The 11721-nt window shown below is 70.8% G+C and carries 14 protein-coding genes; 3 read left to right on the top strand and 11 right to left on the bottom strand.

Annotated elements, in window-relative coordinates; translation table 11 throughout:
- Nucleotides 1-39 precede the first annotated feature (39 nt).
- Together JOM49_RS21335 and JOM49_RS21340 are read right to left on the bottom strand one after the other, a co-directional pair.
- Nucleotides 40-906 carry an NAD(P)H-binding protein gene (locus JOM49_RS21335; RefSeq protein WP_209666028.1) on the bottom strand — a complete coding sequence of 289 codons (867 nt, stop codon included), beginning with the start codon at nucleotides 904-906 and terminating at the stop codon, nucleotides 40-42.
- Complete coding sequence (locus tag JOM49_RS21340) at nucleotides 903-1322, bottom strand: nuclear transport factor 2 family protein (RefSeq protein ID WP_209666029.1); 420 nt, start codon at nucleotides 1320-1322, stop codon at nucleotides 903-905. The genes JOM49_RS21335 and JOM49_RS21340 overlap by 4 nt, the downstream gene beginning before the upstream one ends.
- A 156-nt stretch (nucleotides 1323-1478) precedes the next feature.
- On the opposite strand from JOM49_RS21340, the gene JOM49_RS21345 reads away from it, so the two are divergent.
- Nucleotides 1479-2285, top strand: coding sequence for a helix-turn-helix transcriptional regulator (locus tag JOM49_RS21345; protein WP_308158819.1), 807 nt, complete (start codon nucleotides 1479-1481; stop codon nucleotides 2283-2285).
- Nucleotides 2286-2307: 22 nt separating this feature from the next.
- Here the strand turns inward: JOM49_RS21345 and JOM49_RS21350 are convergent, their stop codons facing one another.
- Entirely contained in the window at nucleotides 2308-2952 is a 645-nt protein-coding gene (locus JOM49_RS21350; protein WP_209666031.1) for a TetR/AcrR family transcriptional regulator, read from the bottom strand.
- Nucleotides 2953-3056: 104 nt separating this feature from the next.
- On the opposite strand from JOM49_RS21350, the gene JOM49_RS21355 reads away from it, so the two are divergent.
- Nucleotides 3057-3836 carry a glucose 1-dehydrogenase gene (locus JOM49_RS21355; RefSeq protein WP_209666032.1) on the top strand — a complete coding sequence of 260 codons (780 nt, stop codon included), beginning with the start codon at nucleotides 3057-3059 and terminating at the stop codon, nucleotides 3834-3836.
- Nucleotides 3833-4294: a nitroreductase/quinone reductase family protein gene (locus tag JOM49_RS21360; protein ID WP_245369405.1), complete on the top strand. Its 462-nt coding sequence runs from the start codon at nucleotides 3833-3835 to the stop codon at nucleotides 4292-4294. The genes JOM49_RS21355 and JOM49_RS21360 overlap by 4 nt, the downstream gene beginning before the upstream one ends.
- Here JOM49_RS21360 and JOM49_RS21365 read toward each other — a convergent pair.
- The 8 genes from JOM49_RS21365 to JOM49_RS21400 all read right to left on the bottom strand — a co-directional run bounded on the left by JOM49_RS21365 (nucleotide 4272) and on the right by JOM49_RS21400 (nucleotide 11673).
- Nucleotides 4272-6029 carry an ATP-binding cassette domain-containing protein gene (locus JOM49_RS21365; protein ID WP_209666033.1) on the bottom strand — a complete coding sequence of 586 codons (1758 nt, stop codon included), beginning with the start codon at nucleotides 6027-6029 and terminating at the stop codon, nucleotides 4272-4274. The two genes, JOM49_RS21360 and JOM49_RS21365, sit on opposite strands and share 23 nt — an antisense overlap.
- Nucleotides 6026-7738 (bottom strand): ABC transporter ATP-binding protein, encoded by a 1713-nt coding sequence (locus tag JOM49_RS21370; RefSeq protein WP_209666034.1) that lies wholly within the window; start codon nucleotides 7736-7738, stop codon nucleotides 6026-6028. The genes JOM49_RS21365 and JOM49_RS21370 overlap by 4 nt, the downstream gene beginning before the upstream one ends.
- Complete coding sequence (locus JOM49_RS21375; protein ID WP_209666035.1) at nucleotides 7728-8771, bottom strand: LLM class flavin-dependent oxidoreductase; 1044 nt, start codon at nucleotides 8769-8771, stop codon at nucleotides 7728-7730. Before JOM49_RS21375 ends, JOM49_RS21370 begins: the two co-directional genes overlap by 11 nt.
- Before the next feature lie 17 nt (nucleotides 8772-8788).
- The gene (locus tag JOM49_RS21380; protein ID WP_209666036.1) at nucleotides 8789-9199 is read right to left on the bottom strand and encodes a lasso peptide biosynthesis B2 protein; all 411 of its coding nucleotides are present in this window, start codon (nucleotides 9197-9199) and stop codon (nucleotides 8789-8791) included.
- Nucleotides 9196-9453, bottom strand: coding sequence for a lasso peptide biosynthesis PqqD family chaperone (locus tag JOM49_RS21385; RefSeq protein ID WP_209666037.1), 258 nt, complete (start codon nucleotides 9451-9453; stop codon nucleotides 9196-9198). Before JOM49_RS21385 ends, JOM49_RS21380 begins: the two co-directional genes overlap by 4 nt.
- On the bottom strand, nucleotides 9450-11261 hold the full coding sequence (locus JOM49_RS21390; protein ID WP_209666038.1) for an asparagine synthase-related protein: 1812 nt from the start codon (nucleotides 11259-11261) through the stop codon (nucleotides 9450-9452). The genes JOM49_RS21385 and JOM49_RS21390 overlap by 4 nt, the downstream gene beginning before the upstream one ends.
- A gap of 117 nt (nucleotides 11262-11378) precedes the next feature.
- On the bottom strand, nucleotides 11379-11504 hold the full coding sequence (locus JOM49_RS21395) for a keywimysin-related RiPP (protein WP_209666039.1): 126 nt from the start codon (nucleotides 11502-11504) through the stop codon (nucleotides 11379-11381).
- Between the two features lie 40 nt (nucleotides 11505-11544).
- The gene (locus JOM49_RS21400) at nucleotides 11545-11673 is read right to left on the bottom strand and encodes a keywimysin-related RiPP (RefSeq protein ID WP_209666040.1); all 129 of its coding nucleotides are present in this window, start codon (nucleotides 11671-11673) and stop codon (nucleotides 11545-11547) included.
- Nucleotides 11674-11721 lie beyond the last annotated feature (48 nt).

The following is an 11721-nucleotide window of genomic DNA, read 5'->3' on the forward strand; positions in this document are numbered from 1 at the left end:
GCGCTCCTGATCCACAGTGGACTGCCATCCGGCCAACGGTCAGCGTTCGAGCATGCCGTCGTCCGTCCATTCGAGTGCGTGCTCCTGGACGAATTCGGCGAAGGTGCGGGGTGGCCGGCCGGTCAGGGTCAGCACCGCGGTGCTGACTCGATCTTCCCGGCCGGTCCTGATGCCGTCCTCAACCGCGGCGAGGGCGGCGGCGAACGCGGCGGGCAGGCCGGCTGCCCGGTAGCCCGCCGCCTGCTCGTCGGCTCCGATCGATACCACTCGGACCGGCCGTCCCGTGTGCGCGGTGATGATCGACGCCGCGTCCCGGTAGCTCAACGCCTTCGGCCCGGTGAGCAGGTAGTCGTGCTGGTCAGCGAACTCGACGCCGGGCTCCGCCAGGAGAGCGGAGGCGGCGGCCGCGATGTCCCGCGCGTCGATCCAGCCCACTCGGCCGTCCTCGGCGGCGGTGCGGATCTCGCCGTGCCGCCGGATCCGCTCGCCGACCGGGTGCGGGCTCAGGAAGTTCTGCATGAACCCGGACGCGCGCAGCACGACCCACCCCGGCCGGGCCTGCACCTGCGCGGCCATTTCCAGCGCGCCGGGAGCGTTCGGCAGCACGATGGCGGAGCCGAGGAGCACCACCCGGCGCACACCGAGGCGTTGCGCCTGGGCCAGGAACGGCTCGACCAGCGGCAGCGGGTCCACGGCGTTCACCGGAGGCACCAGGAAGATCCGGTCCACCCCGCGCAGCGCGGCCGGGTGGGTGGCCGGGTCAGCCCAGTCGAACCGGACCGCGTCAGGATCACCGGCGGGCGGGTTGCGGCTGGCCACGCGGACCGCCACTCCGTCGCCGCGGAGCAGTCGCACCAGCTCGCTGCCGGTCTTCCCGGTGCCGCCGGTCACCAGCACACCGGTCATCGGCCGGTCCCCGGGCGCAGCGAATCGAGCAGTTCGGGCAGCGCCCCGGCTGCCGCAGCGTTGGCCAGCGGATTCCAGTAGTCCCGGAAGTGAATGATCAACCCGTCCCGGACGGTGATCACCACGATGTAGTCCATCCGATAGGCCTCTCCGGTGCGCACCGAGTGCCCGTTCGCGTGGTACTCCACCACAGCGGTGTCCGCCCGTTCCGTGGTGTGCACGGTGATCGCGGGGATCTCCCGCACGTCGAACACCTCCGGGAAACCGGTCAGGTAGGCGCGGACCTCTTCCCGCCCGGCCAGCCGTCGCGGCGAGGCCCCGGAGGCGAACGGGAACTCGGCGGTGCCGTCCTCCGCCCACAGGTCGGCCACGGCGTCCATGTCCTTGGCCAGCACCAGATCCAGCAGTCGGCGCATCGTTTCCTCGGCAGTGCCCGGCACGGTGTCCCTCCAATGTTCGACGGGGTGGGTGAAGTCCAGCCTGGACACGGACTTGCCGCCGGGGAACCCACGGCTGAGCCCCGGACCGCCAGTCCGTGGCTGAGCCGGGCACCCCGTGCCACCATGAGCGAGGTGAGCAAAGCCGAACTGGCCGACTTCCTTCGCCGCCGACGGGAAGCGCTACGCCCGAAGCAGGTGATCCGCCCGTCGGGCCGGCGCACTCCTGGGCTGCGCCGCGAAGAGGTGGCCACACTGGCCGGGATGTCGGTCAGCTACTACGAGCGGCTGGAACAGGCCCGCGCACCGCGCCCGTCCCCGGAGGTGCTCGCAGCACTGGGGACGGCACTGCAGCTCACCGCGGCCGAGCGTGAGCACCTGGCGCGGCTGGCCGGACAGCTCCCGCCCGGTACGGACGCCGACCGGAGGCCGGTGCCCGCCGAGGCCCACCGGCTGCCGGACCGGCTGGGGCCGATACCCGCCTACGTGGTCGACGAGCGGCAGGACATCGTGGCCTGGAACAGCGCGGCAGCCGCGTTGATCACCGATTTCGGGCTGCTGCCCGCCGAGGAGCGCAACACCGTGCGGCTGTCCATCCGGCTGGGCGGCACCTTCTGCGGGGCACCGGCAGCCGAGCAGGGCGAGTTCGCCCGGCAGTTCGCCGCCCAGTTGCGCGCGGCCGGCGCCCGCTACCCGGCCGATCGCGTCCTCGGCGAACTGGTCAACGAGCTCGCCGCGCACAGCCCGGAGTTCGCCGCCGGCTGGCGCGACCACGACGTACGACCTGTTCCCACGCTGCGCAAGCGCCTGCGCCACCCCGAGCTGGGCGAGCTGGAGGTGGTCCGCCAAACCCTGCTGCTACCCGGTACCGACCTGCAGCTGGCGATGTACACCGCGGAGCCGGGCAGCCCCAGCGCCGCCGCGCTCGCCCAGTTGGTGTGAGCTCCTTGGGTGGCGGCGGGACTCAGTCGTTGGTCGACCGCCCTGGTCCAGTCGTGGCGTACCGGGCGGCGATGGTGCGGACGGCCTCGTCGACCACCTGGGCGACGCGTTCGGCGCTCACCTCCCAGCCCGGCACCAGGAGTGCCGGCCAGAAGACGTAGTTGGAGATCATGCCCAGGAACTGGGTGGCTGCGAGGTCCACGTCCTCGATCCGCACCGTTCCCGCTTCGTGCTCGGCCAGCAGGTAGCCGCGTACGGACTCGAAATAGGGCATCTTCCCTTGCGAGAACTGCGCATTGGCGAGTTCGGGGAATCGCGGCAGCTCGGCGATGACGATCCGGAACAGGTCGGTCATCTGGGAGCGGCCCAACAGCTCGGCGTAGCGGCGGCCGATGGTGGTGAGCCCGTCGACGATGTTGCCTGCTGGGGGAGCCTCCTCTTCGGCAGCGGTCGACCATGACTCGGTGACCATGGCGTCGAACAGGGCGGCTTTGCTCGGGAACTGCTTGAACAAGGTGGCCCGCGAAACGCCCGAGCGCTCGGCGATCCGCGCCAGCGACGTCCGGTCGTAGCCCAACTCGAGGAACAGCGCGGTCGCGGCCGTCAAGATCAGCGCGCGCTTCTCCTGGGCGATGCGCTGGTGATACGTCGTCACGACCTTGCTCATGGGCCGAGCATACGAGGTGAGTGGCTTGACTCGCCATCGCCGCCGACCTAGTGTCGGGTAGTGGTGAGTCGTCCGGCTCACCACTGAACCGGAGGAACCAGCTGATGCGCCGCTTCGACGACCAGACCGTGCTCGTGACCGGGGGAACCGGTGGCCAGGGATCGAGCCACGTACGCGCCTTTCACGCGGAGGGAGCAAACGTGGTGATCGGCGGCATCGACGCCGAACGCGGCGCCGCTCTCGCCGACGAGCTCGGGGCCCGCGCTCGCTTCACCCACCTCGACGTCACCGACGAGAGTTCGTGGTCCGCCGCTGTGCTGGCCGCCGAGAGCGCCTTCGGTGCCTTGAACGTGCTCGTCAACAACGCGGGCGTGCAGAACCCGCCGGCGCCGATCGAGAAGACGGACCAGGCCACGTGGTCGCGCATCCTCGACATCAACCTCACGGGATCCTTCCTCGGCATCAAGGCCGCCGCCCCCGCTCTGCGCCGCGCAACAGGGGGAGCCATCGTCAACATCGCCTCGACCATGAGCCTGGGCGGCACGGCGCACTACGCGCCGTACGTCGCCAGCAAGTGGGCCTTGCGAGGGCTCACCCGAACGGCGGCGCTCGAGCTCGGCCGGGACCACATCCGCGTGAACACCATCCACCCCGGCGTGATCGCGACCTCCTTCATCCACGAACCAGCAGCCGGTGCCACCACGGCCATCGCCGACTTCTACTCACCCGAGCCGTTCGCCATCCCCCGACTCGGAGAACCGGCCGACGTCACCCGGCTTCTGCTGTTCCTCACGTCCTCGGACGCGTCGTTCATCACGGGGTCGGAGTACGTCATCGACGGTGGACTCCTCCTCGGCCCCGCCCTTCAGGCCGAGGCCGCATGAGCACTCCAGACACGACCGGCCGGGACGCGTCTTCGTCGCACCTGCCCGACCACATCCGGCGAGCCATCGAGATCACGCCCGCCGCAGGCACCAGCGAACGGATCATCGACATCACGACGCTGGGGCGCCGCACCGGCAGGCCACGCCGCATCGAAATCTTCTTCTACCGAGCCGCGGGCCTCACCTACCTGTGCAGCGGCGCCGGCGGGGCCGCGACCGGCTGGCATGCGAACCTCCTCGCCGATCCCAGCTTCACCTTCCACCTCAAGAACGGGGTCCGTGCAGATGTGCCTGCACGGGCCACGCCGGTCACCGACCCAGCCGAACGTCAAGCCGTGCTGGCGGAGATCGTCGCGGACCTGAACCAGCCCCACGACCCCGGCACCATCCGGCCGACCCGCCTCGAAGACTGGGCAGACAGCCGGCTGATGCGCATCAGCTTCCGCCACCAGCCGTGATCGCGGCGCGCCACCGTCCCTGATCGACAGTGGCGCCCGCGTCTCGCGTCCAGTAGTCGACCAACCGCGCGTAGTCCGGTGAACTGTGCAGCAGTTCCTCGTGCGTGCCCTGCACCAGGGAACCCGCACCCATCAGCAGGACCCGCTCGGCCCGCATCGCCGAACTGATCCGGTGGGCGACCATGATCAGCGTGCCGGGCCGCCGCGCGAACGCCTCCTCGGCGACCGCTTCGGCTCGCGGGTCGAGATGGCAGGTCGCCTCGTCCAGGATCACCACGCGGGCCGGCGAGAGGTACACCCTGGCGAGCGTGACGAGTTGCCGCTCGCCGACGGAAAGGGTGTCCGGCCGGATTTCCCCGTCGAGCCCGCCGTACCGGCTGATCAGTTCCGCCAAGCCGAAAATCGTGGCCGTGTCGACCAGTTCCACGTCCTCTGCGGCCGGTGCGAGGTAAGCGAGGTTCTCCCGCACCGTGCCGGCGAAGACATACGCTTCCTGCGGTACCAGCGCGACAGACCGGCGAAGCCACTGCGTGCGCAGGTCCTTCAGGTCGACGCCGCCCAGTGTCACGCTGCCCGCTTCGGGAGCTTCCAGCCCCGCGAACACATTGACCAAGGTGGACTTGCCGATGCCGCTCGGCCCGACCACGACCAGCCGGGTGCCCTCGGCGAGCGTCAGGTCGGTGTTCTCGAATATCGGTTCCGACTGGGGGCCGTAACGGAACGTCGCGCCCCGCAACGCGAGATCGTATCGGCTCGCTTCGAGAGAGCCGTCGTGCTCCGGGGGGATCTCGGTGCCGGACAACCTCCTCAGCACCGTGGCCACTTCCAGGGCCTGGTTGCCGAGCAACTCGGTGATCGCCCGCCAAGCGGGCTCGAGCCCGGTCGCCAGGTACGTTATCGCGCCCACCAGCTCCCCGGTGGTCAACGCCCCTCGTGAGACCAAAGCGGGCGCCAGTAGCAACAGGACGATCAACGGCAGGTGCCCGGCCAGGCCGATCACGCCGATCCTGGCCCCGCTGAGCCCAGCGACCCCGGTCGCCGCTCGTGCGCTCGCCCGCAGCCGGCGGTCGACGTCGTCGCCTGCCCGCCCGGCCGCGCCACAGGCGGCGATGTCGCGTGTCCCGGTCAGCACCAGGTCCAGTTCGGCGGCCAGTTCTTCCTCGCACGCCAGCGATTCCTCGTACCGGCGCCGCCACACCTTCGACAACCGGACCAGCAGGAATGCCGCGGGCAGCAGGATCGGCACCAGCGCGATGACCATGGCGGGCACCAGCGCCACCAGACCGGCGCACGCCGCGATGGTCATCAGCACCGCCGAGCTGATCGCCATCACCAGGTTGGACAGGATCTGGCGGACCGTCTCGGTCTGGCCGACGATCCGCGCGGCGAAGCCCGTCCGCGCCGCGGTGCCGGCGGAAACCGCGGCGTGCAGGCTGGTGTGGACCACCTCGTGCACGAGGTGGTCGCGCACCGCTTCGGCGAAGACGGCCATCGGTCCCATCGCCTGGCGCGTGGCGACCGCGCCGAGCCCGAGCGACGCGCCGTAGCAGCCGAGGACCGCCAGCCCGAACCCGGCGTCGCCGGCCAGGAAGCCCCTGTCCAGCGCCACCGCCACCAGCACGCCGGACAGCAGGGTGGGGACCGTCCCCAGCAACGACCAGCACAGGACCATCACCAGCGCGCGGCGGTTGCGGGCGATCGCCGGTGAGATCATCCGCCACGCCACGGAGTTCACGACACGTCCGCCACTGCGACGGCCGGCCGCCGCAGGCCGAACAGCGCGCGGTAGTCAGGGTCGCGCAGCAGCTCACGATGGGGCGCCAGGGCACGGATCCGGCCACCGTCCAGCCAGGCGACGAGATCCGCCGACGCCGCGGTGGCCGCCCGGTGCGCGACGATCAACCGGGTCCGGCCACGCAGCGCGCGGTCCAGCGCCGCGGTGACCTCCGCTTCGGTCGCGGTGTCCAAACTGGACGTGGCGTCGTCGAGCACGACCACCCTGGCGTCCCGCCATGCCGCTCTGGCGAGGCCGAGGCGTTGCAGCTCGCCCCCGGACAGCGCCAGCCGGCTCCGGCGTGTCCCGGTCCCGTCGGGCAGCCGGTGCACGAAATCGGCCGCCGCGCTGACCCGCAACGCCCGCTCGACCTGCTCTCCGGTGGCCGGGCGGTCGGCGTGACCGATGGCGTCCGCCACCGTTTCCCCGTGCAGCACGGGCTTTTCGAAGGCGTAGGTCACCGCCCGGCTCAGCTCGCCAGGCCGGAGTTCGGTCAGCGGCACGCCGTCGAGACGTATCTCTCCCGCTTCCGGAACCAGCAGGCCTCCGGCCACCTCCGTCAGCGTCGACTTGCCGGCGCCGGACCGGCCGACGATCGCGATGGCCACCCCGGGCGGGAAGTCGGCGTCGAGGCCGTCGAACACCGGGCTCACCCGGACCCCGCGCAGGCTCAGCGCGCCCGGTCCTGGCGGTAGCGTCCTGGTGCCGGTCCGCCGCGCCGGCTCCGCCAGCACCTCGGCGACCATGGTCGCCGACCCCAGCGCCCGTGCGACCCTGCCCAGCACCATGGTCTGCTGGAACATGCCCACGGCGTAGCCGAAATACCCCTGCGCGGCCAGTAGTTCACCGGCGGTCATCCGTCCGTGCAGCACGCTGTGGCCCGCCACCGCGAGCACGGCCACCTGCAGCAACGGCATGACCAGGTTGACGCGGAAGGCCGCGGTGCGCAGCACCCGCCAGAACTCGTGCCCCGCGGCGGTCAGCGCGGGTAGCCCGGCGACCACCCGATCGACCTCGCGAGCGGCCGTCCCGCTCGCCCTGATCGTCCGCGCACCGCGGATCGCCTCGGTGAAGTGGCCGGTCAGTTCCCCTTGCCGGGTCTGGTATTCGGTGGTGTTCGCGCTCATCCGGCGGAGCAGCAGGCCCGCCTGCCACCAGATCAGTGGCGCGGCGGCCAGCACGATCAGGCCCAGCCGGACGTCGAGCAGCACGAGCAGCACCAGTCCGGCGATCGAGGTGACCGCCGAGACCAGCAGCCCGGCCAGCGCGGCCACCGCGCTCGCCGTCATCACGGCCGACTGCGAGATCCGGCCGAGCAGGTCGCCGGTGCCGTACCGGCGGAAGGTGCCGAGGTCCAGGCGGAGCAGGTGACGCACCAGCCTGCGCCGGAGCAGCAACGTGCCGCTGACCTGCGCCCGTTTCTCCAGCACCACCGTGCCCGCGCCGGCGGCGGAGCCCAGCACGAGCACGACGCAGACCAGCGCGATCGCGTTCCCGCTGCTTCCCCCGCCGCTGATCGCGTCCACCGCGGCCGCCAGCGCACCCGGGACGGCCAGCAACGTCGCCACCTCGACCGCCGTCAGTGCCAGCAGCGCGAAGCCGTCACGGCCGGAGGAACGGACCGAAGTCCACAGTGTCCTGGCGTCGCGGCGGAGCTCGCTAACCGGCATCGGATCCGCCGGCCAGGCGTGCCCGTACCGCGGGGAAGACCTCGCGGGCCAGCCGATCGAGAACGCCGGCCGCGGCCGGGGTACGGCCGAACGGCTCCACCTGGCACAGCACCCGGTGACAGCCGGAGACGGAGATGTTGTGCACCAGGCGGTCCACACAGGTTTCGGCATCACCCACCGCGTGCATCGCCAGCAGCTGGTCGGTGATCTCTTCGACCCGCTCCTCGATCTCGGTCCCACCGGGCCGGTTGTCGGGGACCGGGATCAGCACCCGGTCCCGGTTGATCCCCTTGAACATGGCACGGGCACGCTCACGCATCAGCTCGCGTGCTTCGTCCGCCGACTCGGTGAGGTAGGTGTACAACGCGAACGCGTGGTCGCCCGATGCCGTCGTGTCACCGGCGAAGCGCCGGTACTCCTCGATCATCAGGGCTTTCGTCCCGGGGTCCTTGTCGAAGTAGAGGAGCATCGGCAGCCCGCGTTCGGCCGCGAGTCGCACCGAGTCCTCGGAATTGGCCGCCACGTACACCGGCGGCCCACCCGGTGTGGCGGGCTGGGGGACCAGCGGCAGCGGCTCCGGACCGGGCACCTTGCCGAGGAAGGAGGCCAGCGTCTGGTCGAGGGCGGCGGGCATTCCCGAGCGCCAGTGCTCGACGCCGCCACCGATGACCTCGTATTCCACCAGTGGCTGGCCGCGGCCGACACCGAGCACGAACCGGCCGCCGGACACCTGGTCGAGCAGTGCCGCCTGCTCGGCGGTGTGCACCGGCGAGTGCAGCGGGAGCAGGGTGACCGCGGTACCGACGGTGATCCGCTCGGTGGCACCGAGCAGGTAGGCCGCGAGCGCCATCGAGGACGGTGCCACCACCGAATCCAGGAAGTGGTGCTCGGTGATCCAGACGTCGTCCACCCCGAGCGCGTCCGCCTGCTTGGCCAGCGCCACCGAGCGCTGGAGCACGTCGGTGTCGGACTGGCCGGCGTCCCGGTGCGAGCCGAGCAGTACCCCGAACCGGACGGAATCGGCAGCTGACATGGCAGGGCTCCCTTCCTTCATGCGGGCACGGACAGCACGACGTGGTAGGCCCGCATGTCTTCGGCCTCCCCGATGGCCTTGCCGTCGACCTCGACCCAGGCGTGTGCGCGGAACGGCTCCGTGCGAACGCCGGTGCGCCAGTCGGGCCAGGTTCCGGCCGACCGGCAGAGCAACGCGGTCGCGATGGCTCGCTGGAGGCACTGCTGTCCGGCACAGCGCCTGCTCACCGACACCACCGCCTGACGCGCGGCCATCGCCTGTTCCGCGGTCGGACGGCGGGCACCCGACTTCGCCAGTTCGAGCGCCCGGCGGAGCCGGAACGGCTTGGCGTGCATGAGGATCCGCGCGACGGCCACGGCGGCATGAGCGACGAGGCGTTTCGGAAGCGGGACCCGGTCGGCGGTTTCGAGGGTGATCGGCAGGGTCATCCCGTCACCAGCTTCGCCTGTCGCAGCGCACGCGTGAACTCGGAGACCGTTTCGGCGACCCGCTCGGCGTCCGCCGGGTACCGTGCACACAGGACAGTCGTCGCGTCGTCCGGCTGCTTCCCGTCGAGAAGCGTGCGGATGACCACCGCCGCCGTCGTGTTGAGCTGCCAGTACCGGCCGGATCGCTGGTCCAGCAACACCATTCCGCTGTCGGTTTCGGTCACCGAAACGTGGTCGGCCAAGGCGAGGCTCATCGCTTTCCTCCAGCTGCGGTGGTGAGCGCGGCGACCGACCGCAGCCAGGCCTCGCAGGCCAAGGTACCCAGCAGCGGCATCAGGTCGCGGGACGCGGGATGGGGCGCGAGCAGCGCCCGGCGGAACGCGGTGGCGTCGACCAGGCCGAACCGCTCCAGCTCCATGTTTTCGCACTGTTCCAGGAGCTCACGCTTGTGGTGGGCGAAACCGGCGTAGACGTCGGCGCTGAACTCACCCTTGGTCGGCCTCCCGAGCACGTGCCCCGGCACGACCGGCCGCATGGCCTCGGCCAGCACCGGCTTGTACCTGTTCGCCGCGACGCGGTCCCGCAGCCGGATCGACAACGCCGCCTCGACCACCCGGTCGTCGACGAACGGCGCGTGCCAGCTCACGTCGTGGCGGGCGCTCATCCAGCTCGCCCGGCGCACCCCGTCGCCGCAGACGCGGACCATGTCGAGTGTCGCGTGCTGGGCACGCAACGGAGACAACGGCTTCGGCGTGCGCCGGGCGGCGGCGAGCAGGAGCGCACGGTTCAGTTCGACCGCGCGCGAAGTGGTCCACGGCGGCATCCTCGGCGGCTCACCCCAGCCCATGCTGGGGTGGGAGGTCTTCGGCAGCGGCTCGGTGAGCGTGCGAGCACAGTCGGCCAGCCAGCGCGGGTAGCTCGTGTTGTCGCCGAGGAAACGCATCGCACGGCCCAGCGTCCAGCGGCGCAGGCTGAGATTGGACCGCAGGTGCGGCAGGTAGCTCAGCGGTGCGGTACGCAGCAGGCTGTGGTCGTGCTGGGGCAGCACGTAGAACAACTCGTCCCCACCGTGACCGGTCAGGTGCCTGGCCACGCCGTGTTCCGCGAGCAACCGCACGTGGTGGTGGTGCAGTCCGTGCGTCCGCAGCCAGGACGACGGTCCTTCCGCGTCCGGTTCGGGTGTCAGCGCGCCCTCGAGGTTCATCGGCGCGTCGGCGCGCGCGATGACCAGGTGTTCGGCGTCCGGTAGGTCGGCGGCCGCCCTCGAGGCCCAGACCACATCGTCGTTCGCGCTGTCCACTGCTTCGAACCTCGTCGTGAGCAGGTCGCCGGGGTGCTTCGCGAGAAGGAAGGCGAGACTCGTGGAGTCCATGCCACCGGAGAGGTCCGAGCTGGTGCGGCCGGGCAGCGAAGCACGCGCGGCCACCCCGGCTTCGAGCGCGGCCCTGACCTTGGCCACCCCTTCCCGCAACGGCAGTTCCGGCTCCGGAATGGTCCACCAGGTCGTCATCCGGCAGTCGCCGTCCGGGGTCAGCGTCAGGTAGCCATCCGGCGGTACCCGCTCGATGCCCTCCCAGGCGCACTCGTCCTCCAGCGGCCACGGTGGCGCCGTGACCATGAGGTAGCGGGCGAGCAGCGACTCGTCGAGGCCCGTTCCGGCCAGCGTCGCCAGTGTCTGCGGCCGGTCGGCGAGCACGGTGGTGCCACGCACCCGCGTGTGGAAGACCTGGCAGACCGCGGAAATCGAGCCCTGCGCGCGAACTCGTCCACCGAACGCCGCCAGCAGATGACTGCTCCCCGGCAACGCGCCCGCCAGCCGGTCCAACTGCGAGAGATCGTCCACGCGCTCGAGTTCCGAACGCAGTTCCGCCTCGGTGATCCCCGGCCAGCCGAGCAGCACGAGCACGCGGTCACCGACGCGGGCGGAGACGATCTCGTCATCCCGCCAGTCACCGGCGATCCACGGCCGCCCCGACGGATACGCGATCGTCCGGGCGGACGGCTCGGCCGATCCGGCGACCGCCCGGCCGGGCTCGCTGTCCGGGAAAAGGGTGAATCTCACTTTCAGCCTCCAGCGGCGATGCCGAAACAGCAGCCGGTTTCGTCGTTCTCAGTGGCACCCCGTGCCGGTGCGGGAAAAGAACACCGCACCGGCACAGGTGTGTTCAACGCAGGCGGATCAGCAGAAGATCAGGCACTGCTTGTTGTACTCGTATCCTCGGCCACCGCCCCCGAGGGTGACCTCGTCGAATTCGCCGACGGCGGTCATGGCGGGCGGCTCGTAAACCGTGGTTTCCTCGATCATTCAGCTCAGCTCCCGATTCGGTGATTGATGGAACGTGCGCTCAGTCGCACCAGATGAGGCAGCGCACGCCGGGCTCGAAACCCCAGCCGCGCGAGCCGAGGGTCACCTTGTCGAACTCGCCGACCTCGACCAGCGCCGGCGCTTCGAACACAGTGGACTCGTTGCTCACGGTAACCAACTCCTTCGCGAGGCGGGCTTTCCGCCACGAGAACGACGT

Source organism: Amycolatopsis magusensis (assembly GCF_017875555.1).
GTDB lineage: Bacteria > Actinomycetota > Actinomycetes > Mycobacteriales > Pseudonocardiaceae > Amycolatopsis > Amycolatopsis magusensis.

Excerpts from the sequence above, each read along its gene's own strand:
- JOM49_RS21350 (WP_209666031.1), bottom strand. The coding sequence starts at position 2,952 with ATGAGCAAGGTCGTGACGACGTATCACCAGCGCATCGCCCAGGAGAAG.
- JOM49_RS21395 (WP_209666039.1), bottom strand. The coding sequence starts at position 11,504 with ATGATCGAGGAAACCACGGTTTACGAGCCGCCCGCCATGACCGCCGTC.
- JOM49_RS21385 (WP_209666037.1), bottom strand. The coding sequence starts at position 9,453 with ATGAGCCTCGCCTTGGCCGACCACGTTTCGGTGACCGAAACCGACAGC.
- JOM49_RS21370 (WP_209666034.1), bottom strand. The coding sequence starts at position 7,738 with ATGCCGGTTAGCGAGCTCCGCCGCGACGCCAGGACACTGTGGACTTCG.
- JOM49_RS21360 (WP_245369405.1), top strand. The coding sequence starts at position 3,833 with ATGAGCACTCCAGACACGACCGGCCGGGACGCGTCTTCGTCGCACCTG.
- JOM49_RS21355 (WP_209666032.1), top strand. The coding sequence starts at position 3,057 with ATGCGCCGCTTCGACGACCAGACCGTGCTCGTGACCGGGGGAACCGGT.
- JOM49_RS21380 (WP_209666036.1), bottom strand. The coding sequence starts at position 9,199 with ATGACCCTGCCGATCACCCTCGAAACCGCCGACCGGGTCCCGCTTCCG.
- JOM49_RS21340 (WP_209666029.1), bottom strand. The coding sequence starts at position 1,322 with ATGCGCCGACTGCTGGATCTGGTGCTGGCCAAGGACATGGACGCCGTG.
- JOM49_RS21335 (WP_209666028.1), bottom strand. The coding sequence starts at position 906 with ATGACCGGTGTGCTGGTGACCGGCGGCACCGGGAAGACCGGCAGCGAG.
- JOM49_RS21375 (WP_209666035.1), bottom strand. The coding sequence starts at position 8,771 with ATGTCAGCTGCCGATTCCGTCCGGTTCGGGGTACTGCTCGGCTCGCAC.